General features: G+C 55.9%; 20 protein-coding genes, 1 pseudogene and 1 riboswitch. Of the genes and pseudogenes, 16 read left to right on the forward strand and 5 right to left on the reverse strand.

Features of this window, described 5'->3' with window-relative positions; translation table 11 throughout:
- Positions 1-158: 158 nt before the first annotated feature.
- The 3 genes from ACR0J7_RS09205 (at position 159) to ACR0J7_RS09215 (ending at position 3,230) form a co-directional block, all read left to right on the forward strand.
- On the forward strand, positions 159-605 hold the full coding sequence (locus ACR0J7_RS09205) for a hypothetical protein (RefSeq protein ID WP_480913990.1): 447 nt from the start codon (positions 159-161) through the stop codon (positions 603-605).
- A 215-nt stretch (positions 606-820) separates the two neighbouring features.
- Positions 821-1,279 carry a hypothetical protein gene (locus tag ACR0J7_RS09210; RefSeq protein WP_480474019.1) on the forward strand — a complete coding sequence of 153 codons (459 nt, stop codon included), beginning with the start codon at positions 821-823 and terminating at the stop codon, positions 1,277-1,279.
- A 13-nt stretch (positions 1,280-1,292) separates the two neighbouring features.
- A complete protein-coding gene (locus tag ACR0J7_RS09215) occupies positions 1,293-3,230 on the forward strand; it encodes an adenylate/guanylate cyclase domain-containing protein (protein ID WP_480474018.1) in 1,938 nt (645 codons plus the stop codon).
- A gap of 238 nt (positions 3,231-3,468) precedes the next feature.
- Here the strand turns inward: ACR0J7_RS09215 and ACR0J7_RS09220 are convergent, their stop codons facing one another.
- Complete coding sequence (locus ACR0J7_RS09220; RefSeq protein ID WP_480537492.1) at positions 3,469-4,347, reverse strand: LysR substrate-binding domain-containing protein; 879 nt, start codon at positions 4,345-4,347, stop codon at positions 3,469-3,471.
- Between the two features lie 98 nt (positions 4,348-4,445).
- Here ACR0J7_RS09220 and ACR0J7_RS09225 point away from each other — a divergent pair, with 98 nt between their 5' ends.
- The 9 genes and pseudogenes from ACR0J7_RS09225 to ACR0J7_RS09265 form a co-directional block, all read left to right on the forward strand.
- Entirely contained in the window at positions 4,446-5,150 is a 705-nt protein-coding gene (locus ACR0J7_RS09225; RefSeq protein WP_480537491.1) for an SDR family oxidoreductase, read from the forward strand.
- The gene (locus tag ACR0J7_RS09230) at positions 5,140-5,391 is read left to right on the forward strand and encodes a DUF6552 family protein (protein ID WP_480508603.1); all 252 of its coding nucleotides are present in this window, start codon (positions 5,140-5,142) and stop codon (positions 5,389-5,391) included. Before ACR0J7_RS09225 ends, ACR0J7_RS09230 begins: the two co-directional genes overlap by 11 nt.
- Before the next feature lie 168 nt (positions 5,392-5,559).
- Positions 5,560-6,317, forward strand: a protein-coding gene (locus ACR0J7_RS09235; RefSeq protein WP_480870235.1) for an IS5 family transposase whose coding sequence is annotated in 2 segments (ribosomal slippage) — positions 5,560-5,896 and positions 5,896-6,317 — 759 coding nt in all. Because the reading frame shifts where the segments join, the coding sequence is not laid out codon by codon here.
- A gap of 224 nt (positions 6,318-6,541) precedes the next feature.
- Positions 6,542-8,104, forward strand: a complete 1,563-nt coding sequence (locus ACR0J7_RS09240) for an arylsulfatase (protein ID WP_480910527.1) — start codon at positions 6,542-6,544, stop codon at positions 8,102-8,104.
- Positions 8,105-8,230: 126 nt separating this feature from the next.
- Positions 8,231-8,620, forward strand: coding sequence for a DUF4345 domain-containing protein (locus ACR0J7_RS09245; protein ID WP_480901144.1), 390 nt, complete (start codon positions 8,231-8,233; stop codon positions 8,618-8,620).
- Between the two features lies 1 nt (position 8,621).
- Entirely contained in the window at positions 8,622-9,479 is an 858-nt protein-coding gene (locus ACR0J7_RS09250; protein ID WP_170582983.1) for a DUF302 domain-containing protein, read from the forward strand.
- Positions 9,480-10,183: 704 nt separating this feature from the next.
- Positions 10,184-10,376, forward strand: a riboswitch (cobalamin riboswitch).
- A 153-nt stretch (positions 10,377-10,529) separates the two neighbouring features.
- Positions 10,530-11,534: an ABC transporter substrate-binding protein gene (locus ACR0J7_RS09255; protein ID WP_480537371.1), complete on the forward strand. Its 1,005-nt coding sequence runs from the start codon at positions 10,530-10,532 to the stop codon at positions 11,532-11,534.
- A gap of 14 nt (positions 11,535-11,548) precedes the next feature.
- A complete protein-coding gene (locus ACR0J7_RS09260; protein ID WP_480538224.1) occupies positions 11,549-12,580 on the forward strand; it encodes a FecCD family ABC transporter permease in 1,032 nt (343 codons plus the stop codon).
- A pseudogene (locus tag ACR0J7_RS09265) lies at positions 12,577-13,086 on the forward strand (ABC transporter ATP-binding protein); the annotation flags it as partial. The gene ACR0J7_RS09260 and the pseudogene ACR0J7_RS09265, both read left to right, overlap by 4 nt.
- Positions 13,087-13,977: 891 nt before the next feature.
- Here ACR0J7_RS09265 and ACR0J7_RS09270 read toward each other — a convergent pair.
- The gene (locus ACR0J7_RS09270) at positions 13,978-14,928 is read right to left on the reverse strand and encodes a GlxA family transcriptional regulator (RefSeq protein ID WP_267365279.1); all 951 of its coding nucleotides are present in this window, start codon (positions 14,926-14,928) and stop codon (positions 13,978-13,980) included.
- Between the two features lie 166 nt (positions 14,929-15,094).
- On the opposite strand from ACR0J7_RS09270, the gene ACR0J7_RS09275 reads away from it, so the two are divergent.
- The 4 genes from ACR0J7_RS09275 to ACR0J7_RS09290 are packed head-to-tail and all read left to right on the forward strand — an operon-like array spanning position 15,095 to position 19,569.
- Positions 15,095-15,805, forward strand: a complete 711-nt coding sequence (locus ACR0J7_RS09275; protein ID WP_480557693.1) for a GntR family transcriptional regulator — start codon at positions 15,095-15,097, stop codon at positions 15,803-15,805.
- Positions 15,806-15,812: 7 nt separating this feature from the next.
- Complete coding sequence (locus ACR0J7_RS09280; protein WP_480899480.1) at positions 15,813-16,730, forward strand: dihydrodipicolinate synthase family protein; 918 nt, start codon at positions 15,813-15,815, stop codon at positions 16,728-16,730.
- Between the two features lie 5 nt (positions 16,731-16,735).
- Positions 16,736-18,232, forward strand: coding sequence for an aldehyde dehydrogenase (locus ACR0J7_RS09285; RefSeq protein WP_480899478.1), 1,497 nt, complete (start codon positions 16,736-16,738; stop codon positions 18,230-18,232).
- The gene (locus tag ACR0J7_RS09290) at positions 18,229-19,569 is read left to right on the forward strand and encodes an NAD(P)/FAD-dependent oxidoreductase (RefSeq protein WP_480899476.1); all 1,341 of its coding nucleotides are present in this window, start codon (positions 18,229-18,231) and stop codon (positions 19,567-19,569) included. The genes ACR0J7_RS09285 and ACR0J7_RS09290 overlap by 4 nt, the downstream gene beginning before the upstream one ends.
- A gap of 2 nt (positions 19,570-19,571) precedes the next feature.
- On the opposite strand, the gene ACR0J7_RS09295 is transcribed toward ACR0J7_RS09290, so the two are convergent.
- From ACR0J7_RS09295 to ACR0J7_RS09305, 3 genes are read right to left on the reverse strand one after another with little or no spacing between them, the layout of a single operon-like run.
- Complete coding sequence (locus ACR0J7_RS09295; RefSeq protein ID WP_480899474.1) at positions 19,572-20,306, reverse strand: SDR family NAD(P)-dependent oxidoreductase; 735 nt, start codon at positions 20,304-20,306, stop codon at positions 19,572-19,574.
- The gene (locus tag ACR0J7_RS09300; protein ID WP_480773256.1) at positions 20,303-21,034 is read right to left on the reverse strand and encodes an SDR family NAD(P)-dependent oxidoreductase; all 732 of its coding nucleotides are present in this window, start codon (positions 21,032-21,034) and stop codon (positions 20,303-20,305) included. Before ACR0J7_RS09300 ends, ACR0J7_RS09295 begins: the two co-directional genes overlap by 4 nt.
- A gap of 14 nt (positions 21,035-21,048) precedes the next feature.
- The gene (locus tag ACR0J7_RS09305) at positions 21,049-22,152 is read right to left on the reverse strand and encodes a mandelate racemase/muconate lactonizing enzyme family protein (protein ID WP_480899473.1); all 1,104 of its coding nucleotides are present in this window, start codon (positions 22,150-22,152) and stop codon (positions 21,049-21,051) included.
- Between the last annotated feature and the right edge of the window lie 12 nt (positions 22,153-22,164).

Below are 22,164 nucleotides of genomic sequence, written 5' to 3' on the forward strand. Positions count from 1 at the left end.
AAATTCGTCCGTCCGTTTCAGTCCCATAGTTCGTCTCCTTTGCTGCAATAAATGCTATCAAAGGAGCGGCAGCAAACCGCGACACGTCCAATGAGTGCCAGCACGTGTTTGCTGCGGGCGTGAAATCGAACACGGTATTTCTGGACAGCTTCAAATCCATGATGAAAGAGCCCCGCTGGCCCTTGATGTTGATCCTTTCCGGGGTGCCCACTTTGTTCGAATACGTACGCTCCTACGAACAACTTGACGCGCTTGTGGACCCCGTTCACTTCGATGAAATCAGACTTAAGCGTGATAAAGATGAACTTCGCGAGCTTTTGTTCGCCTACGCTGACGAGGCGGAAATTGACATCTTCCAACTGGTAACGAAGGAATTTCTAAGTCGACTGGACTTTGCTTGTGCTCATCGATGGGGCCTTGTGATCGAACTGTTGATTGACACCCTCACCAAAGCAAAACTAGAGGGTAAAAGCGAACTCAAGCTGGAAGACTTCGCTGAACAGTTTGCACTGCGGACAGGTACGACAGAGCAGTATTCTCCATTCACTGAGAAAAACTACGTCGAGGCATTCGATACAAAGAGAATGCTCAAATTGAGCGATTAGTCAGTATTTGATGAAAACTAGTCTGCAAATTCGAAGGCATGCTGCACCTGCATTCGGCGGGTCGCAGCCCAAAGCGGACCTTCATCACTAAGCTTTGCAATCTCTGAGATGCGGGACGAAGCTGACTTTTCAGGTCCGGCTATGCGTTCCTTTCCTAGCAATAAATTTCGTAGTCTCTATCATGCTGGTTTTGCCCCACTGTCGAAGGAAACAACATGTTGCGTTCAATGCTTATCCCCGCAGTTCTCTTTGCGCCTCATTGTCTGACTGCTGCAGAGAAAGTGTCGGCAACGAACTTCTATGTCGTCAACCAAGAGCAAATTTCCGCGGGCGAGGACGTGTTCTGGAAAGAGGACAACTATGGGACTTATACCGTTGACGAGGGACCAATCGATCCTGGTTTTGTCCGGTGCGTGGGCTCGGGTTTCGGCGGACCCAGCGGTGTCAGCGGCGGTGGCGTCTGTGTTTATGGTGAAGAAGAGGACACGTTCACCATGAGATGGGAGGTTGTTGCCTTCGGCGTCAACAACTGGCGGATTGTTTCCTCCACCGGCAAATATTCGGGGATGACTGGAAGTGGAACGACCAAAACACGTGTGGCGTCAAAACTCCTGGCGCTACCGCACCGTATTTCTGACTGGGAAGGCGAGGTTGCCTTGCCCGCTAGGGATTGAAACTCGAACTGAAATGGTCGGGGATGATGCTGATTTGAAAGGTTGGCAAAGCCCGCATTGGGCTTGTTGTCGCCTTTCGTTACTTTTCACATTAATGACCGGTGGCAGCCCGAAGCGGACATTCTCGAAAGTTGGCACACTACTGCCGAACTTGATAGATTCGAAAAAAGGTTGCTATTGGGAAATGCGCATGACACGCCGACTTGCCGCCATACTTGCCGCCGATATGGTCGGCTACTCACGGCTTATGGCGGCTAACGAGGCGGGAACACTTGCTCGTCTCAAAGACCTACGACGGGACATCATCAATCCAAGTATCGAAAGTGCCGGAGGTGAGATTATCAAGCTTACCGGTGATGGCCTGTTTGCACTTTTTAGCTCGGTCGTTTCTGCCGTTGAGGCCGCAGCGACGCTCCAGAAGGCGCTGCACGCCGCCGAAGCCGAGAGCCCCACCGAAAGCCGGATCAGCTTCCGAATAGGGTTGCACATTGGAGACGTAATCTTGGACGAGGGCGACATTTATGGCGAGGGTGTTAATCTTGCCGCAAGACTCGAAGGCATCGCTGACCCAGGCGGTGTCATACTGTCTGACGACGCATGCCGGCAGGTTCGAGGCAAAATCGAACACGACATCATAGACCTTGGCGAAGTAGCGCTCAAAAACATCTCCGAGCCAGTTCGCGCCTACAAATTGGCGATGGAGGGCAAATCAGATTCCACGCAAAACCAATCTCAACCCACTGACAAACCCTCCATCGCTGTCTTGCCCTTCCAGAACATGTCCAATGATCCAGAACAGGAATACTTCTGTGACGGCGTTTCCGAAGACATCATCACAGAGCTCTCGCGCTTTCCCGAGCTTTTCGTCATCGCCCGCAACTCCTCATTTTCGTTCAGGGGTCGCCCCGTCACCCATATAGATATCGCTCGAGAACTCGGTGTTCGCTACATGCTAGAGGGTAGCCTCCGTCGAGCCCAAAACCGCGTACGCATTACTGCCCAACTCATCGACTGCACAAATGGAGCCCATGTTTGGGCCGAGCGCTACGACCGCACGCTAGACGACATCTTCGCGTTACAGGATGAGATTACACGCAGCGTGGTCGGCGCCATCGCCCCCCAGATATCCATTGCCGAAATAGATCGCGCGTCTGTGGCTCGAGATATCGACTTCAACTCCTACGACCTCTCGCTACGTGCAATGGCGATCTTCTACGCGGGAGGCTTCTACTCTCAGGATAAGTTCGATGAGGTCATATCGGTCTCTGATCGCGCCATTGATCTCGACCCGCGCAACGTCCAGGCCCATTGGATCAAAGCGTTTGCCTACCTGATGCGTTATCTATACCAGTTCGATGAGGACCCCACCGAAAACCTGGGCCTAGCTGATAAAAGCGTTGAACCTCTGTTTCTTGGTGGTCAACTCGACCCGCGCGCCTTATGCGTTCGCGGTATGGTTCGTCATTTCCGTGGAGATTTTGACGGGGCCAACGCCGACTTCAGTTTGGGCTTCACACTGAACCCGAACTTTGCCCGGAACATCTTCTTCATGGCCTGGCATGAATCTTTGGTCGGCCGAACCACACAGGCGCGCGAACATGCCCACCTTGCCCTCCAGCTTTCCCCACGCGACACTGACCTCTGGGTAGGAGACGCCTATCTGGCGCTCGCCCAAGCTGCCTTCGCCGACGCTGATTTTGAAGACGCAATGCGTTGGGGTGAGCACGCCATTCAGATGACGCCGCGTGCGCCGATCCGCCGGGCTCTTATGATCGCCAGTGCCGCCCACCTCGGGCGCGCCGAAGCAGGCCTGCCACATGAGCAGGCGCTGGCGGATTTCGCCCCAGCGTTCCTAGACAGCATTGTCTCCGGAGCTTTGATCCTCTTCCGTCTACCCGAACACAATGCGCTTTTGGTCGAAGGCTTGAAGAAAGCTGGTGTTAAGCCGTAGAGTTGGTCAGGATGCCAAAGCTCGAAACTATCGCAGACAAATCGTGCCAAGGGCCAATCCAATTTTAGCGCAATGTCCTCGAAAGGTTCTAGGCTCTGGACCTATAAACGGGTAGCAATTTCAACGGCAGCTTCCATCAGCACCGGACGTTCGTCGAAATCGCCGCTATGACCGAGTTGCGGGACCTTACTGCCATTCGTCCCAATGATTTGAATGACCGCTCATGGTTCCAATGTAGTCAGGCATCTTCGGCTGAGCGCGCCGTTAGCCATGTCACGACATTGACGACCGATTCATTGGTTTTGGCGGTTCGTGGCATGAGGACATAGAAATCATTTCCGCTCGCGTCCCAAGCTGCACCAACCTCGATCAAACGTCGGGCTTCAAGGTCATTAGCCACCAGAAACCGGCTTACCAACGCCAAACCTTGCCCGGCGATTGCTGCATCGACCGCAAGGGAGGTTTGGCTCAGACGAAGGTGACGAGGAGACTGGTCCCGTACGCCTAAATGCGCAAGATAGCTGGGCCATAGGTCATGGGTATCATGGACCTTCGGCTGGTTGGCGAGGTTTTCTGGGTCAAGATGAGCCTCACCTTTGGCCGCAAACTTTGGCGCGGCGACAGCGATTAGCGACTGCTTGAACAAGAGCGTTACGTCCAGCGATGCGCCAAATGGCGGCGATCCCTGGCGCACTGCAAGGTCTATCCCGTCGCTGTGGAAGCTGGAAACTCTTTCGGTCGCCATAATCCGCAAATCGATATCCGGGTGCGCTGCGGTGAAGTCCGGTAGGTTGGGGATCAGCCATTTCGCAGCAAAGGTCGGTGTGACACTGATAAGAACTTTATTCGGCTCTGGTTTCAGTTCGGCAGTTGCGGCTCGAAGGTCTACGAACACTCCGGCAATGCGGTTGTGATAGCTGCGCCCGACTGGCGTAAAAGCCAAGCCTTTCGGCACCCTTTCAAACAAGACCACATCAAGATGCGCTTCGAGCTGGCGTACCTGTTGTGCAACGGCCCCTTGCGTAACGCCCAATTCATCGGCGGCTGAGCGGAAGCTGAGGCGGCGACCGGCTGCATCGAACGCACGCAAACTGTTGAGCGGGGGAAGTTCGGTCATTTTTCAATAGTAATTCTACTGTCATGCAACATCAATTCTGAATCGAATTTCACCAAAAAAATAACCATGTATGGTTCAATCAAGAAAGGATACTCGACATGACAGTAGAAAAAGTAGCTTTGATCACGGCTGGCGGCAGCGGCATGGGCGCGGATGCAGCCCGCAAATTGGCAGAAGATGGGTTCAAAGTCGGCATCCTGTCCTCGTCCGGCAAGGGTGAGGCGCTCGGCGGAGAACTCGGCGGCTTTGGCGTGACTGGCTCTAACCTTGATGGAGAAGCGCTGAACGCTCTGGTCGAGGGTGCGAAGGATCGTTGGGGCCGTATCGATGTCTTGGTGAACTCTGCTGGCCACGGACCGAAAGGACCGGTTCTCGAAATCAGCGACGACGATTGGCATCAAGGGATGGAAGTCTACCTGATGAACGTGATCCGTCCGACAAGGCTTGTCACACCCACAATGCAGGCGCAGCGCGGCGGGGCGATCATCAACATCTCAACCTTTGCGGCATTTGAACCTGACCCTCTTTTCCCAACGTCGGGGGTCTTCCGGGCCGGGCTTGCTGCATTCACGAAACTCTATTCGGATAAATATGCGTCCGAGAACATTCGCATGAACAACGTCCTTCCGGGATTCATAGACAGTCTGCCCGAAACCGATGACCGCAAAGCGCGTATTCCCATGGGGCGCTACGGTTTCGCTTCGGAGGTGTCTTCTCTCATTTCGTGGCTCGCCTCGAATCATGGTGGCTACATGACAGGACAAAACTTGCGTCTCGACGGAGGATTGACACGTGCAGTCTGATACCTTGGCGCTCGCGTCATCGCGCGAGCGCCTTGTCTTCGCGGTCAAGTGGGGCGCATCCGCAGTTCAGATCATGGGATACACCGCGACCGGGTTTGGCTGGACACCATGGAACCTCTACCTGTTTCTTGTCGGAGTCGTGGGTTGGTTCGCCGTCGGCGCTCTATGGAATGACAAGGCGCTCATGCTGGTCCACCTTGTCGCGCTAGGCGCAATGATTGCAGGTATGGCAAGCGGCTGACACAAAAGAGCGGTCATTAGTGCGTCTTGCAGCATCGGTCAAAGAGGGCTCAGTGCCGTCATCCGAGTGTTTTTGTCGGATGACCGCAATGCCGCGCGGAGCCGCCTTTGCGATGGTCGATTCCATTCCCTGAGGCATCGTGATTCAAGGTCGACAGGAGGATTGTCCATGTCGCATCTGTTCTGGCTCGACCAAGAGCGTCTCAACCGCATCAAGCATATGTTCCCAAAGCCACGCGGTGTTGCGCGTGTCGATGATCGCCGCGTTCTCAGCGGCATCATCCATGTCATTCGCAATGGATTGCGCTGGCGAGACGCTCCGTCCGATTATGGGCCACACAAGACACTTTACAACCGATGGGCTCGATGGTCCCACATGGGCGTCTTTGCACGTATCCTGACCGAATTAGCCGCTCAAGGCGATGAAACAGGCACGCTAATGATTGATGCGACGCATCTGAAGACCCATAGAACAGCGTCCAGCATGGGGCTCAAAAAAGGGGGCGCGGCCGCCTGATTGGCCGCACCAAGGGTGGGCTGAACTCAAAACTCCATGCCGTAACCGATGCGGTGGGTCGTCCAATTCGGCTATTCATGACGGCGGGAAACGTCAGCGACTACATCGGAGCACGGGCACTTTTACCCTCACTACCTGCTGCGGAATGGATGTTGGCGGATCGCGGATATGACGCCGACTGGTTCCGCGAAAGCTTGAAAGAAAGAAGCATCAAACCCTGCATACCATCGCGCCGGAACCGCAAGGACATCATCCCACATGACACAAAGATTTATCGAATCCGCCACAAGATTGAGAACATGTTTGGGCGGCTTAAAGACTGGCGTAGGGTCGCGACCCGTTATGACAGATGCCCTGTAATCTTCATGTCGGCCATTGCGCTCGCGGCAACCGTATTGTTTTGGTTATGAGTCCAGAGCCTAAGCAATCGCTCATTGCTTCAATCGGCGACGACTGTTTCCAGCCCAAACCGGACATTCAACCCAGGACTTTGCAATTCCGGCTTGGCGGGCTTTTTGGTCGAAGAAATTTCTTGCACCAAGGTGCTGAGCCCAAAAAGTTAACAAATCAGACCGTTCCTCTAAGCCGATGTTTTTCCTATGGTTGGTAAGAAGTACCAAGTCGGGAGGTCTTAATGAACAAGCTTATCTCAGTAACGGGTGCCGTCTGCTTTGCTTTCACTGGAGCTTGGGCCGACGAACATACCCCGCCCAACATTCTTGTCATCATGGCAGATGACGTAGGTTGGGCGAGCGTCGGCGTTTACCACGGAGGTGTCAAAAGCATCGAGACGCCGAACTTGGATCGCCTCTCCTCTGAGGGTGCTCGTCTCACAGATTATTATGCCGAGCCAAGTTGTACTGCCGGTCGATCAGCTTTCATGACCGGACAATTGCCAATACGGACTGGTATGCACACGGTTGGACTGCCGGGAGATCCGGTAGGTTTAAACCCAGATGACCCAACGCTTCCGATGTTCCTGAAAAAGTTGGGGTATACGACGGGGCAGTTCGGAAAAAACCATCTAGGCGACCTCAATGAGTTCCTACCGACTGCAAAAGGTTTCGACGAGTATTGGGGTTGGCTCTATCACTTGAATGCTATGGAATATACGTCTGATCCGGATTGGCCAGACGACCCAGAATTCAACGCGCAATTTGCGCCTCGCAACATCATTCATTCATTTGCAACAGAGGAGGTAGACGAAACAGTCGACCCGCGATTTGGAAAAGTCGGGAAGCAGCGCATTATTGATGACGGGCCTGCGCCTCCTGAGCGCCAAAAGACTTTGGATGACGAAGTGACATCTTACACGAAAGACTTCATTTCTCGTGCAGTAGAGTCGGACACTCCGTTTTTTGTCTGGATGGCTCCAGCCCGTGCACACGTCTGGACCCACCTCAGCCCCGAATACGAAGCTATGTTGGGCAATGGGCGCGGACTTCAGGATGTTGTCATGAAGGAGTTGGACAACAACGTTGGTAACGTTCTCAGCCACCTTGAGGATCTGGGAGTCGCCGATAATACCATAGTGATGTTCACCGCAGACAATGGCCCGGAAACACTGACGTGGCCTGATGGTGGTACGACACCGTTTCATGGGGAAAAGGGTACTACTTGGGAAGGTGGCTTTAGAGTTCCTGCGATTATTCGCTGGCCGGGCAAAATTCCAGAAGGTCAAGTCTTGAATGGCATCTTCAGCGGAATGGACTGGATGCCAACATTTGTAGCTGCGGCTGGAGGTCCGACAGATCTAAGAGAAAAGCTCCTAGAGGGATATGAAGGCTATAAAGTGCATCTCGATGGCTACAACCAACTAACTTACCTGACAGGTGAGGATAAAGAGAGCAATCGCCGCGAGCTGATCTACTATCAGGGTACGGACCTCCAAGCAGTACGCTACAACGATTGGAAAGCGCACTTTGTCGTTCAAAACCATGGCTGGTCAGGCCCGAAGGAAGAGTTGGTCGCCCCCTTGCTTTTCAACCTTCGCCGCGATCCTTATGAGAAAGCTGCGGATGAAAGCGGGATGTACGTCCGCTGGATGGGCGAGAAAATGTGGGCATTCGGTCCAGCCGCCCGTCTAGTGCAGGCACATCTCGCTACTTTCGAGGAGTTCCCTCCGCGCGGGAAGCCGGTCGCCAATCAAGACCATGTTGAAGAACAGACATCAACCGAAGGCGGCATCTCTCAGTAGAGGAAGCGAGGCAACCAATACGCCTTTCCCACCGCAGCGTGGGCATCCGGCTCGGATCATCGGATGCCCAAAATAACCGACTAGGAATTTCGCAAAAAGCGAAACCTCTACGAGAAGGAGTCCTCCATGAGTGCTAGATTAGTCCTTCTGCTTGCTGCCGTCGGCCTCGTGCCAATTGCGTTATCATACGGTCTGATGCCCGGCCGTTCGATCCCAGTTTTGCTGAGATTTCCGGTGGAAGGGACGAACCAAACCCACGTGTTCCGAGCGATTATGGGTCTTTACCTGGCAAACGCTCTGTTTTGGTTGGCGGCTGCTTCGAAACCAGAGTTACAACGCCCCGCGCTGTGGGTTCTATTTTTGTTTATGTCAGGACTGGCCGTTGGGCGCATACTAAGCATCCTTATCGATGGAGTTCCGAACGGGGTACTTCTCTTTTATCTTGCAGCCGAGATAGCTTTTGCAGCTCTGGCGGCGGTTTCTCTGAAAAAAGTACGAGGAAACAGGAAGTGGTAAAATGGTGAGGTCTGGCTTTGTTTTCTCGATGATCGCAACTTTATCAGTTTCGGCATCCGCTTTTGCACAATCTTCATCTGTCCAGACCGCGGTGGACGAAAACTTCTTAGAGCTTGAGACTGCCGTTTCCGAAGCGGGAGCTGCTCCAATCGCATCGATAGATCACGCGCGCCTGGCCAAGGCCGAAGGCGTCGAAATGCCAGCATCTCGTGTACTCGTTTTCTCTGATCCAGAGGTAAACACACCTATACTGGAGGAGAACGTACGTGCAGGTCTGGACCTTCCTTTTCGCGTTCTTTCATTCGATCAGGATGGTCGACCGCAGATCGAATACACAGACTCTCAGTTTCTCAAAGTTCGGCATGGTCTAATCAATACCCAAGCGTTGAATGCATTTGAGAACAAGTTGCTCGAAGTCCTGAACGACTTGGATGCAGCACCAGCGCCGACCAAAGGATTAGTTGCAAACCATGGCATCATCGAATTGCGATCTGAGCTCAGCGTTCCAGAGGCAGTGGAACGTGTCAGGACAGCTGTGATGGGACAGGACGATACAGTCTGGTTTGGGGAGATCGATTTTGCGGCCGAAGCGTCCCAACTGGGGACGGAGCTGCCGGATGCTGTTCTCTTGCTATTCGGCGGACCAGCGCCCGGTGGTGTGGCTATGGCGGACTTTCCGGCAATTGGTTTGGATGCCTTTTGCCAAAAACTATTGGTTTACGCGAATGAAGAAGGCGGCTCCGTAGTCATTTTCAATGACATCGCTGCTTTGGCGGAGTTGCACTACGGTTCTTCAGCCGAACCTCATCACGGTTTGAACAAACGGCTGACGGAGACATTTCGCAAGGCAATTGAGTAGCCGCTGTTAGGAAAACGCAAAAAACCTTTGCCGATTGGCCATCTTTTCGTCGTCCGCTTTGGGTTGATTTCAGCGGTTCTCAACGCAACAGGCCTACCACGCTTTGGGCCGTTCGTTAAACTTTGCAAAGGCCGCTTTCTGCGCATCGCTGACGTAGTACAGTCGGGATGCTGCGCGGCAGAGAAGCGAAGCTTTGCCCGATAAAGCGGAAGTTGACCCGAGCCATCTCAACATCCGATTTCGGTGCAGTGGGTAGCTCTCGAAAAAGTCTTCGAGGTGCGATGCTCGCCGAAGCCCGTCAAATTTGCGATGGACTAGTGTTGTTTCAATATTTGCGGCATGGGCCGGCACTTCTAGTGGTCTTGGTCTTTGTTCTACTTTTGCACGCTTATGCCTCCTGATTTTGGTCTTGCACGCTTATGCTTCACGCGTTGCACAGTTATGGTGTTTCATCAAATTTGTCGCTCTTTAAGCTATTGTTTTTAAAAGATTTTTTTGCACAACCTATGCGAGAAAATACTGATTCGTGCACGCTTATGCTCAATTTGCACCCTAATATCACACACTATGAATCTAGGTCCGGATTTTGGCGCGTTCTCAGCGGCTTTTCTGATATCAGCGCCATGTTGAGACGCGCAGGTGCATGCTCTTGCGAGAAAATAGGAAAGACCCCGGAGTTTTTTCTTGCCGCAGGGTAAGTGTTAAGGTACCCGCGTTTTACCGGTCCCGATGTGGCTAAGAGGGAATCCGAGGTGCCTTTTGGTGCCAACCGGAACTGCCCCCGCAACTGTAGGCGGCGAGCGCTGTCCATTTCCGTCACTGGGCCATTTTGGTCTGGGAAGACAGGACAGACAAAGACCCGTCAGTCAGGAGACCTGCCGGTATGAAACCGAAACACACCGGGCGGGGTTGTCCGGGGAGGTTGCCGAAGAAACGCGCCGGGCGGTCTATTTTCTACCCTGCGCTCACGGCAGGCAGTAAAGCGTCTGTTGCTTCGGTAAATGCCCATTCACCCGTTCTCTGGTCATTGACACATGGAGATCGATTGTCATGTTTCTACGCACTGGCCTGATTGGCCTTTCCTTGCTGGCTACCAGCGCTGCCTCCGAAGGAAACTTTCCCCTAACTATCGAAAACTGCGGTCACTCGGTCACGTTTGACGCGCCAGTGACGTCGTCAGTCACGGTCGGCCAAGCCGCGACCGAGGTGCTTTATGCGCTGGGTCTGGGCGAGCAGGTTCTTGGAACCTCGGTCTGGTTCAACGAGGTGCTGCCTGAATATGCCGAGGTGAATGCCAAGGTAGAGCGTCTGGCAGACAATGATCCCAGCTTTGAAAGCGTTGTTGCCAAGCGGCCGGGACTGGTCGCAGCGCAATATGAGTGGCATGTCGGACCCGAGGGCATCGTCGCCACGCGTGAGCAATTTCACGAACTGGGCATTCCAACGTACGTAATGCCTGCAGATTGCATCGGCAAAGACAATACAGTCGGCGGCGATGGCACCCGCCTGCAAGCGTTCTCGACCGATACGCTGTATCAGGGTATCGAAGAACTGGCGGCAGCCTTTGATGTATCCGAACGCGGCACGGACCTGGTTGCCGAGTACAAGGCCCGCGAAGCCGCAGCCGTCGCCAAGGCGCAAACCGTGAAGCTGGACGATGTGTCAGCCGTATTCTGGTTTTCCTCTCCTGAAATGGAAAGCGACCCGTTTGTGGCCGGACAGAAAGGCGCACCGGGATACATGATGAGTAAATTGGGTATCCGCAACGTCGTCGAGACGGATGAAGAATGGCCAACAGTGGGCTGGGAAACCATTGCCAAGGCCAATCCGACGGTGATTGTTATCGCCAAGATGGACCGCCGTCGCTTTGCTGCGGACGACTACCTGAAAAAGCTGGAGTTCCTGCGCACTGATCCGGTGACCAGCCAGATGGATGCGGTCAAGAATGACCGGATCGTCATTATGGATGCGCAGGCCATGGACGCCACCATCCGCGCAATCCCGGCGCTGGAGGATCTGGCCGAGAAGCTGGATACCATCGGAAACAACCTGTGAACGAGGTCGCCGCAATCTTACGGCAGGGTTTCAAGGCTGCGTGCCTTACCGTGCCATTGTTGATTGCGGCGGTTCTTGCGGGCGCGATGATCGGGGAAACCTCTCTGTCGCCCGATTTGGTTCTCTCCGTTCTGGCCAACAAGCTGGCCGGAGCGGACTTTCCTGTCGACCCAATTGATCAGGGTATTATCTGGAGCTACCGGATTCCTCGCGCTCTGGTCGCTGCGTCCTGCGGTGCCGGTCTGGCTGTCGCAGGGGTCGTGTTGCAGGCTTTGCTGCGAAACCCGTTGGCCGACCCTTACATTTTGGGCATTTCTGCCGGGGCCTCGACGGGTGCCGTGGCTGTAACCATCGCTGGTTTGGGTGGGGGGGCTTTGTCGCTGTCTTTTGGCGCGTTCAATGGCGCGCTTTTGGCTTTTGGTTTTGTCGCGTTGCTGGCCCGAGCCGCTGGCGCAGGGGGCGGACGGGTTGCGACGGCACAGATCGTCCTGGCGGGAATTGCCGGGTCTCAGTTGTTCAATGCGCTGACGGCCTTCATCATCGCCAAATCCGCCAATGCCGATCAGGCGCGCGGGATCATGTTCTGGCTGATGGGAAACCTCAGCGGCGTGCGCTGGCCGGATGTGTATCTGGCCATTCCGGTGGCCCTTGTCGGTTGGCTCATTTGCCGCTTTCACGCCAGAGCACTGGACGCCTTTATTTTCGGCTCTGATTCAGCGGCCTCGCTGGGCATATCGGTACGTCGGGTGCAGGCAACCCTGATCTTTGCGACCGCGCTCACGACAGCTGTCATGGTTTCTATCGTCGGATCCATTGGCTTTGTCGGGCTGGTCATCCCTCATGCTGCCCGGTTCCTTGTGGGACCGGGGCATCGCAGGCTTATCCCAACCTCCGCCTTGATCGGAGCGGTCTTCCTGATCGGCGCAGATATCGTGTCGCGCATCATCATCCCGGGTCAGGTTCTGCCGATTGGGGTGGTCACCGCTCTGATCGGTGCGCCTGCCTTTGCCGTAATTTTGGTGCGCGGCCAGAGGAGCGCCCGATGAAGATCGAGGCGCAAAACCTGACATATTCCGTTCGCGGCAAGACTTTGCTGTCAGACGTATCCTTTGTCGTGGAGCCCGGCGAAACACTTGCTTTGGTCGGACCTAACGGTTCGGGAAAATCAACGCTGATGCGCCTGCTGGCGGGGTTGGTACGTCCGGTTTCAGGAAAAGTCGTCATAGCGGGTCATCCCGTTTCGCATTTGTCGCGCAGACAAATTGCCCAACGGATTGCCATCGTTGAACAACAGGCTGATACGGCCGAACGCGTGACTGCACGATCCGTGGTCGAACTGGGCCGCACGCCCTGGCTGTCGGCCTTACGGCCGTGGCGCGCCGAGGACACCTGGCAAGTCGACAAAGCCCTGCAAACCGTGGAAATGGCCGATATGGCACACAGAGAATGGGCGACATTGTCGGGAGGAGAGCGCCAGCGACTGCACATCGCACGCGCTTTGGCTCAGCAACCGGGACTCTTGCTTTTGGACGAACCGACCAACCATCTGGACATTCATCACCAACTGTCGATCCTGAACTGTGTTCGAATTCTAAAAGTGACGACAGTGATGGCGCTGCACGATCTGAATCAGGCGATGGCCTGTGACCGGGTGGCTGTTTTGTCAAAAGGGCGGCTGGTCTCTCTTGGCCCGCCCGAACATGCCCTGTCTTTGGAAACCGTTTCAGAAGTTTTCGGTGTCAAAGCACAGTGGGGGTATAGTGCCGGCGGGACAGAACGATTTCTGTCCTATCATCTGGACTGACGGATTCCGATCGCTTCTGGTCGTACAGGATATCAGTGTCGTCAGCGCAGCATGTCAGATACGTACAATCTACGGCCTCAAAGCCATATTCCAACGGCGCGCAATCTTGACTTGGGTTTCCTCACAACCCGTCAAGTTGCCCGTCGAATGCTGTCTTGATTCTGACCTGTATTGGATTCGTTCGTATTTTTGCCTTCAAAGATGATCAGCAGGCGCGTTGTCCGAGCGTGGGTCGACCAAACCTCAATGATATGTTCACTACTTGTTTTGAACCGTGAAACAGATTCCTTTTGGAAACCTCTGAGGCCTGACACAAATCACGACACGCCATCAGGTCGAACAGATTGCGGCGACCGCATGTCGATATTGCAGATTACCCACAATCAAAGCCTCAATCTGAGCCTTAAATTAACGGTAGATTAACGAAACAGGGCACAACAAATCTCTGGATGACAAGTTCTTGATATACTTATGCCTATATCGAGATTTATTGGTGGGTAATCCTGCCGGTCTGTTGACTAGTCCAGTTTTTAACGAGGGGGTATCCCGGCAGGATCAGGGGGTGCCAGATCAGGCCAGTTCGAGGCCAACAGATCGCGGCACCCCCGCCGGTAAGCGCGAACCAGCAACCCATCTTTTTCAGTTGATCTTGTTGCGTTGCGCGTGCGGCGTGATGCCGAAACTGGACCTGTATACCCTAGAGAAATGACCCGGATTTTCGAAGCCGCAGGCCACGGCGACTTCGGTAACCGACGCCTCGGTTTGCAAAAGCAGCTTCCGGGCCCGTTCCAGCCGCATTTCCATAAAGTACCTTTTAGGGGAAGTGTTTAGGTATTTGCCAAACAACCGTTCAAGTTGACGGGTGGAAATACCCAATTTGTCTGCAATGAAGGATGGGGAAACTGGGGTTTCCAGGCTGTCCTGCATAATGTCTATCGCCTTTGCCAGGTGGGCATTGCGCATTCCATTGCGCGACTGCAGCGAAACGCGCTGCTTGGCGGTCGCATTACGCACCGTGTTATAGACCATTTGATCCGCAACATCGGTGGCCAGCTCTTCGCCATGGTCGCGTTCAATCAGGTGCAGCATCAGGTCTGCGGTCGCGGTCCCACCTGATGCGGTAATGTGTTTTTCGTCGGCGACAAAGACGCTGCGCACCAGATTGATATCCGGAAAGGCTTCCATGAACGCGTCGTGGTATTCCCAATGGATCGCCGCCTGCATACCGTTGAGGAACCCGGCCTCGGCCAGCAGCCACGCGCCGGAACACAATGCCCCGATCCGCGTTCCACGCGCTCGTTCGCGCCGCAGTGTGGCCAGAAGGGAACGGGTCACGTGGTCACGCATGTGAATGCCCGACAAAACAAAGAGCTGATCGCACTTGGACAGTTCCTCAAGTCCGGAATGCACGAGGGTGACGGACCCATTGGAAGACACGGCCTGCTCGCCCTGTTCGGATACAAATGACCAGCGATACAGCTCTTCGCCACTTACAAGGTTGGCGATTCTCAGCGGCTCGACCGCACAGGAAAAGGCGAGGTGCGAAAACTCCTCGACCAGGATGAAGGCGAAGTGCTGCGTCTGAGGCATGAGCAGGACCATTTCCAAACTGGGCCGACGCCCGAACGTGAGTCTATTTTGCAGACATCCATGCTGCACGAGATTTTTTTGTATACAAGTTGTATTTTTTAGAAATACAAAACTGTGACCTCCGCGATTCGAACGCAGCTGCCACAGGACTTAGTGAGGCCAAAGGATGAAAGACGAAGCCAAGTCGCGCAAAAATGCGCTAAGAGAACACCTGAAGATGTCCATCCTGACGCTGCGCCTTCGTCCAGGTGACGATCTGGATGAGGCGCATCTGTCCGATGAATTCGGCCTGTCGCGCACGCCTCTGCGCGAAGTGTTTCGTCAACTGGCTGGCGAAGGCTATCTGGATCTGCGAAAAAACCGCAGTGCCCGTGTTTCGGAAATGTCCTACACCACACTGCGCGATTTCTTCCTTGCCGCGCCGATGGTTTACGGGGCCATCCTGCGTCTGGCGGCAGTGAACGCGACTAACGCGCAAATCGAAGAACTGAAAGCGGCTCAGCAAGCATTCAAAGCTGCCCTTCGTTCAGGGTCGGCCGAAGATCGCGCACTTGCCAACAACCGTTTTCATGACGTGACCGGAGAGATGTCCGGCAATGTCTACCTGCTGCCGTCATTCAACCGGCTGCTGATCGATCATGCACGGATTGGCATGACATTCTACCGGCCACAGACAGTTGAAATGTCCGAAAACCTGTCGCTGGCCAGCCAACAGCATGACGCGATCATCGCAGCCATCGAGGCACGCGATGAGGCCGCGGCGGCGAAACTGGCCGAGGATCACTGGAACCTGTCCCGGGATCAGATCGGGATGTTCGTGATGCCTGACGCGCTGGATGTGCCGATGGGTATCCCACCATTTTCGAAACCCGCATGAGGACGGAATGAACCCGATTTTCAAGTTTGAAGGGATATATACCCCTGTGATCACCCCCTATCACGACGATGGTAGCGTGAACTGGGACGCCCTGTCCGACGTGATCGAATACCTGATCGAAAATGGTGTGCACGGCCTGATTTCCGGCGGATCCACGGGCGAGAATTATGCCCAGACCGTGGCGGAGCGGCTGGAACTGGCCAAATTCACGCATCAGCGCCTGAAAGGGCGGTTGCCCTTGGTGGTTGGCACGGGCGCGATGCTGACTTCGGACTCGATTGCGTTGGCCGCGGGCGCGCGCGACATCGGCGCGGACGCCATCCTGTTGGCAAGCCCGCCCTATTCGGTACCGACGGATCGCGAAAACGCGCTGAACGCGCTGGCCATCGACAAGGCCGCCGACCTGCCGGTGATGCTTTACAACTATCCGCACCGTACCGGCACAATGATGGGGGAAGAGTTCCTTGACCGCGTGGGTCGGAGCCGAAATTTCTGCGGCATCAAGGAAAGCTCGGGCGATATCAACCGGGTGCATCTGTTGGCGCGGGATTATCCGCATATCCAGCTGGGCTGCGGCATGGACGACCAGGCACTGGAGTTTTTCGCCTGGGGCGCACCATTCTGGGTCTGCGGCGGTTCGAACTTCCTGCCAGCAGAACATGTGGCATTGTATCAGGCCTGCGTGATCGAAGGCAACTTTGCCAAAGGGCGCCGGATCATGTCTGCGATGATGCCACTGATGCGGGTGCTGGAACAGGGTGGCAAGTTCATCCAGACCATCAAGCATGGCGTCACCATGAACGGGATCGACGCGGGTATCATGCGGCCTCCACTGAAGGGCCTGAACAAAGATGACAAGCGCGCGCTGGAACAGGTGACGCGCGTGCTGAGGAAGACAATCGCTGACATCGTGGCTGAGGGGTGACAAACATGGATCTGCTGACACAGGACGAGTACAAATCCATCGCCGCAGGTCTGAGCCTGCCGACAGGCGCCTTTATCGACGGCGCATTCCGTCCGTCGTTCTCGGGCCAGACCTTTGCGACAGAGAACCCTGCAACCGGTGAAAAGCTGACCGATATCGCATCCTGCGATGGGGCGGATGTGGATTTTGCGGTCGCGAAAGCTCGTGAGGCGTTTGACGATGGCCGCTGGAGCAAGCTGCATCCGTCTGATCGCAAGGATATATTGATCAGGTTGTGCAAGCTGATAACCCGCAACGCCCGTGAACTGGCCGTGATGGAGAGCATCGACAGCGGCAAGACGATCTTTGACTGCGAAACTGTTGATGTGCCCGAGACGATCCACTGCCTGAAGTGGCACGCCGAGGCGATTGACAAAATTTACGATCAGGTTTCGCCCGCCGGCGACGATCACATCGCTATGGTGGTGCGCGAGCCAATCGGCGTCGTCGGTCTGGTGCTGCCGTGGAACTTTCCGCTGCTGATGCTGGCATGGAAGATAGGGCCAGCACTGGCGGCAGGCTGTTCTGTTGTTGTGAAACCGGCGATTGAAACCACTTTGACGGCCCTGCGCCTTGCTGAATTGGCGATGGAGGCCGGTTTGCCACGCGGAGTATTGAACATCGTTCCCGGCGGCGGAGCCGAAGTGGGCGAACCCATTGGGCGGCACATGGATATCGACATGGTATCCTTCACAGGCTCAACCGTGACCGGCAAACGCTTTCTGACCTATTCGGCGGAAAGCAACGCCAAAGAGGTGGTCTTGGAGATGGGCGGCAAGAACCCAGCCATCGTGATGGACGATGCCGAAAGCCTGGACAGGGTGGCGGCGCATATCGTCAATGGTGCATTCTGGAACATGGGTGAAAACTGCTCGGCCTCGTCACGCCTGATCGTGCATAAGAAAGTGAAGGCCGAGCTGCTGGAGCGCATCGCGCATCACGCCAAACAATGGAACACGGGCGACCCGCTCGACCCCGAATCCCGCATGGGCGCACTGGTGAGCGAAGACCACTACACCAAGGTTTGTGGCTATCTGGATCAGGCCGAGAACGTGGTGATCGGTGGCAAGGCAGACAACGGGTTTGTCGAGGCCACCGTGGTCGAAGTGCCCGGCAACGACGCTGCATTGGCGCGCGAGGAAATCTTTGGCCCTGTCTTGTCGGTAATTGAAGTCTCGGGCTTCGATGAAGCGATCCAGATCGCGAACGACACCGACTATGGCTTATGCGCCTCGATCTTCACGGCCAATGTCAAACGCGCCATTCGAGGTGCGCGGATGATCCGCGCAGGCACCGTGACAGTGAACAGCTTCGGCGAAGGTGACATCACGACACCCTTCGGTGGTTACAAGCAATCGGGCTTTGGGGGTCGTGATAACTCGATCCACGCGCATGATCAGTACACCCAGTTGAAAACCATCTGGATCGATCTGGCCGATGACGCGGATGAGGCCGTCGGTTGAGCCGACATGACGCCAAAAGGCTACCCCGGCAGACAGGTCCGTCGGGATGGAACGCGATTCTGCCGCCCCAAACACCTCTGGCGGTGCTGGAACGGAACCTTACCGCGGATATCACAATAGTTGGCGGCGGGTTTGCCGGGCTCAGCGCGGCACGGCGGCTGCATCAATTGGATTCTTCGCTGAAAATCGTTCTGCTGGAAGCCGATCGCTTCGCGGAGAGCTCGGCAGGCCGGAATTCGGGGTTCATGATCGACTTGCCCCATGATTTGGCCTCGGATAACTACGCGGGCAAGGGATCAGAGGCAGATCGCGCCACCATTGCGCTGAACCGCAAGGCGATTGCCTTTGCGACCGAAGTGGCCTTCGATTGCGGGCTGTCAAAGGAAATGTTCGACCCTTGCGGCAAATACAATGCCGCCGCCACCAAAGCGGGCGACGCGCATAACCGCGCCTTTGCCGCGCACCTGACCAAACTCGGCGAGCCGCATACGCTTTATGATCAGCAGCAGATGCAAGAGATCACAGGCAGCCCGCACTATACCTCGGGGCTTTATGCGCCGGGAACAGTGATGATCCAGCCTGCGGCATATGTGCGGGCGCTGTCTGCCCGTCTGGCCGGGCAGATCAATGTATTCGAGCATTCACCCGTCATCCGTATTGAACAACAAGGCGCAGGCTGGGTGGTCAGCACCAAAAAGGCCAAGGTCAGCACCGGGCGGATCATTCTGGCCAACAATGGCCATCTGGAGAGCTTTGGGTTCTATCAGCGGCAATTGATGCATATTTGCCTCTATGCCTCGCTCACAGCGCCGCTGACCGACGCGCAGATCAAGACAATGGGCGGGCAGTCGCGTTGGTCCGTGACGCCTGCGGACCCATTGGGGACGTCGGTACGGCGTATTTCGGGAAGCTATGGGGATCGCATCCTGATTCGCACCTGCTCAAGCTTTCATCCAACAATCGAGACCAGTCCAATGAGGCTGCGCAATGCAGGCTGGGTGCATGACAGAAAGTTCAGGGAACGCTTTCCGCATCTGTCAGATGTGCAGATGGAGCATCGCTGGGCCGGTATGCTGTGCCTCAGCCGCAACGGATCGGCGGCGTTCGGCGAACTGGAGGATGATGTGTTCTCGGCCTGTTGTCAGAACGGTCTGGGTATCGCTCGAGGCACCTTGCAGGGAATAGGGGTGGCAGAACTGGTACTGCAAGGTGGATCAGAGATTGCAGATCATTTTCTGGCGCAACCGGACCTGCCGCGATTGCCACCCGAGCCGTTCGCCTCGTTTGGAGTAAACAGCTATCTGATCTGGAAAGAATGGCGGTCAGGCAAGGAATGAGGTCAAGGCAAGCTGAGCTTCGCCATGCGCCCTCCATCCACCGTATAGACCTGCCCGGTGACAAAAGCTGCATCCTTTGATGCCAGAAACGCGACGAGCGCCGCAACTTCTTCAGGACGTCCCGTCCGGGTGACAGGGTGGATTTTGGCAATGTCGCGACGGAATGCAGCCGGGTCGGGCATGGATTCAATGAAATCCTCATTCAGCTCGGTATCGACCCATCCCGGCGCAACCGCATTGCATCGGATGCCCTCGGCCCCGTGATCCACGGCAACGGCGCGGGTCAGGCCGTGCAACCCTGCTTTGGACGCGCAGTAAGCGGCGTGGCCGGGATTGCTGCCCAAACCTTCGATGGATCCGGTATTGACGATGGTGCCTTTGGTTTTGCGCAAGTAGGGCAGTGCGGCCTTGATCATCAGGAACGGTGCGGTGAGGTTGACCGTCAGGATACGCTGCCAGTCCTCATGGCTCATTTCCTCGACCGAGGCTTCCTGCATCATGCCGGCGTTGTTGACCAACACGTCCAGACGCTTGGCTTCAGCGATCACATTGCCGACCACCTGCTCGGGGCTGTTGGGATCGGTGAAATCAGCAGCGATTCCATGGAATTCGCTGTCCTCGCCGCGTTGGGCGGTAAAGACCTGTGCACCTTCGTCTTGCAAACGTCGGGCGATGGCCTGACCGATGCCGCTACGCCCGCCGGTGACCAGCGCTACTTTTCCATCGAAACGCCTCATGAAACGGGCTTCCCTCCGTTGACCTCGACCAACGTACCGCAAACATAGCGCGATGCGTCCGAGACAAGGAACATGATCACGTCGGCGATGTCTTCCGGTTCGGCGATCCGGCCCAGCGGTACGGTTTGGCCCAGAGAAGCCACCGCGGAATCGGGATCAAAACCCCGCTTTTCAAAGCCCGAGCGCAGCATCGGAGTATTCACTTCGTTCGGGCATACTGCGTTGATGCGAATGCCCTGATGGGCGTGGTCCATGCCCATGCACTGGGTCAAGGACGCAATGGCCGCTTTGGTCATACAATACACGGCGTGGTTAGGGCCCGGACGCAACCCCCAGCAGGACGCGGTGTTGACGATGGCCCCACTCCCTGCTTCGGCCATGATTGGAATCGCGGCACGGCAGATACGAAAGGGCGCTTCAACGTTGACCCCCAGTGACAGAGACCAATCCGCATCAGACGTTTCCGTGACCGACCCGCGCGTGATGACGCCTGCATTGTTGATCACGATATCGAGCCCACCCAGCGCCGAAGCCGCAGCCTGAGGTAAGCAATCAGAATAGGCGGGATCAAGTAAATCGCCGGGCAGATGTGCCTCAGCCTCGATGCCACCGACCGACCGGTCTGCGACGGCGACCCGCGCCCCCGCCTTGCGCAGGCGTTGAACGATTGACGCCCCGATACCACCGGCTGCGCCAGTGACCAGAGCCGATTTTCCATTCAGGTTCATAAAGTCATCCATTGTTAGAATGATGCAACCGGAGCACCGAATTGGCCTTCATCAGGAACCACGCCCAACCCCGGCCCGGTTGGCAGTTCAATATGCCCACCTTTGATCCGGATGCCGTTTTCAGGGTCGTAGTTTCCCTCGATATAAGGCGCAGCCAGCCAGACACCTTCCAGCAGGTCGGGCCGAACGGTGGCACCGATATGAGTACTGGCGGCAGCGATGATGTCTCCTCCCCAGCTGTCATCGCAGGTGTGTGGCAGGTTGCGCGCCTCGCAGATGTCGCGGAAAGCGCGCATCGGATGCAGACCGCCGATGCGGGTGACCTTCATGCCGAACCCATCGACCAAACCGGTGCCCGCTGCCGAAATCACGATGTTCAAGCTGGTGCTGTTTTCATCCATGTATATACCGTGTGCGACCTGAGGCCGGATCTTCTGCAAGTCTTCGATGGTGTTGCAGGGCTGTTCCATGATGAACGGGATTTCGGGGCATTCGCGGCTAACACGCAGGGCGTCGCGCGTGGTCCAGCCCCGGTTGCCGTCGACGGCAAGTCGCATGCCTGATCCTTTGACCACATCCCAGACTTTTCGGATGGTTTCGATGTCGATCTCGACCGGGCGACCCCCAACTTTGATCTGCAGACGGGGGTAGCCTTCTGCCAGCTTTTCGCCTGCCAGCCGGGCAATGTCATCGGGCGCGCCGACGCCAGTGGCGTAGTAGGATGGTACCTTGTTCGTGGTCGCACCGCCCAGCAGGTCACAGACCGGAACGCCCAGATGCTTGCCCAGCAGGTCATGCACCGCGATATCGATGGCCGCCTTAGCACAGGCATGCCCGTTCAGCACCCTATCCATCCGGCGATGCAGGGACAGGGGCAGCACCTCGACCCCGATCAAGCCAGGGGCCATTTCGGCAAGCGCTGCGCGGGCACCTGCTGCGTGCGCCTCGGCATATGTTGGCCCAACTGGGCAGGTTTCCCCCCAGCCAACCAGACCGTTGTCCGCCACAACTTTCACCAGCGTGGTATCCAAGGACCAGACCTGTGCATTGGCCATGGTGTAGGGTCCGTTTTTGACCGACAGGTCGTGGCTGTAGATGTGCAGTTCAGCGATCTTCATTTTGGTCTCTTG

It is taken from the genome of Ruegeria sp. O4, from assembly GCF_056535125.1.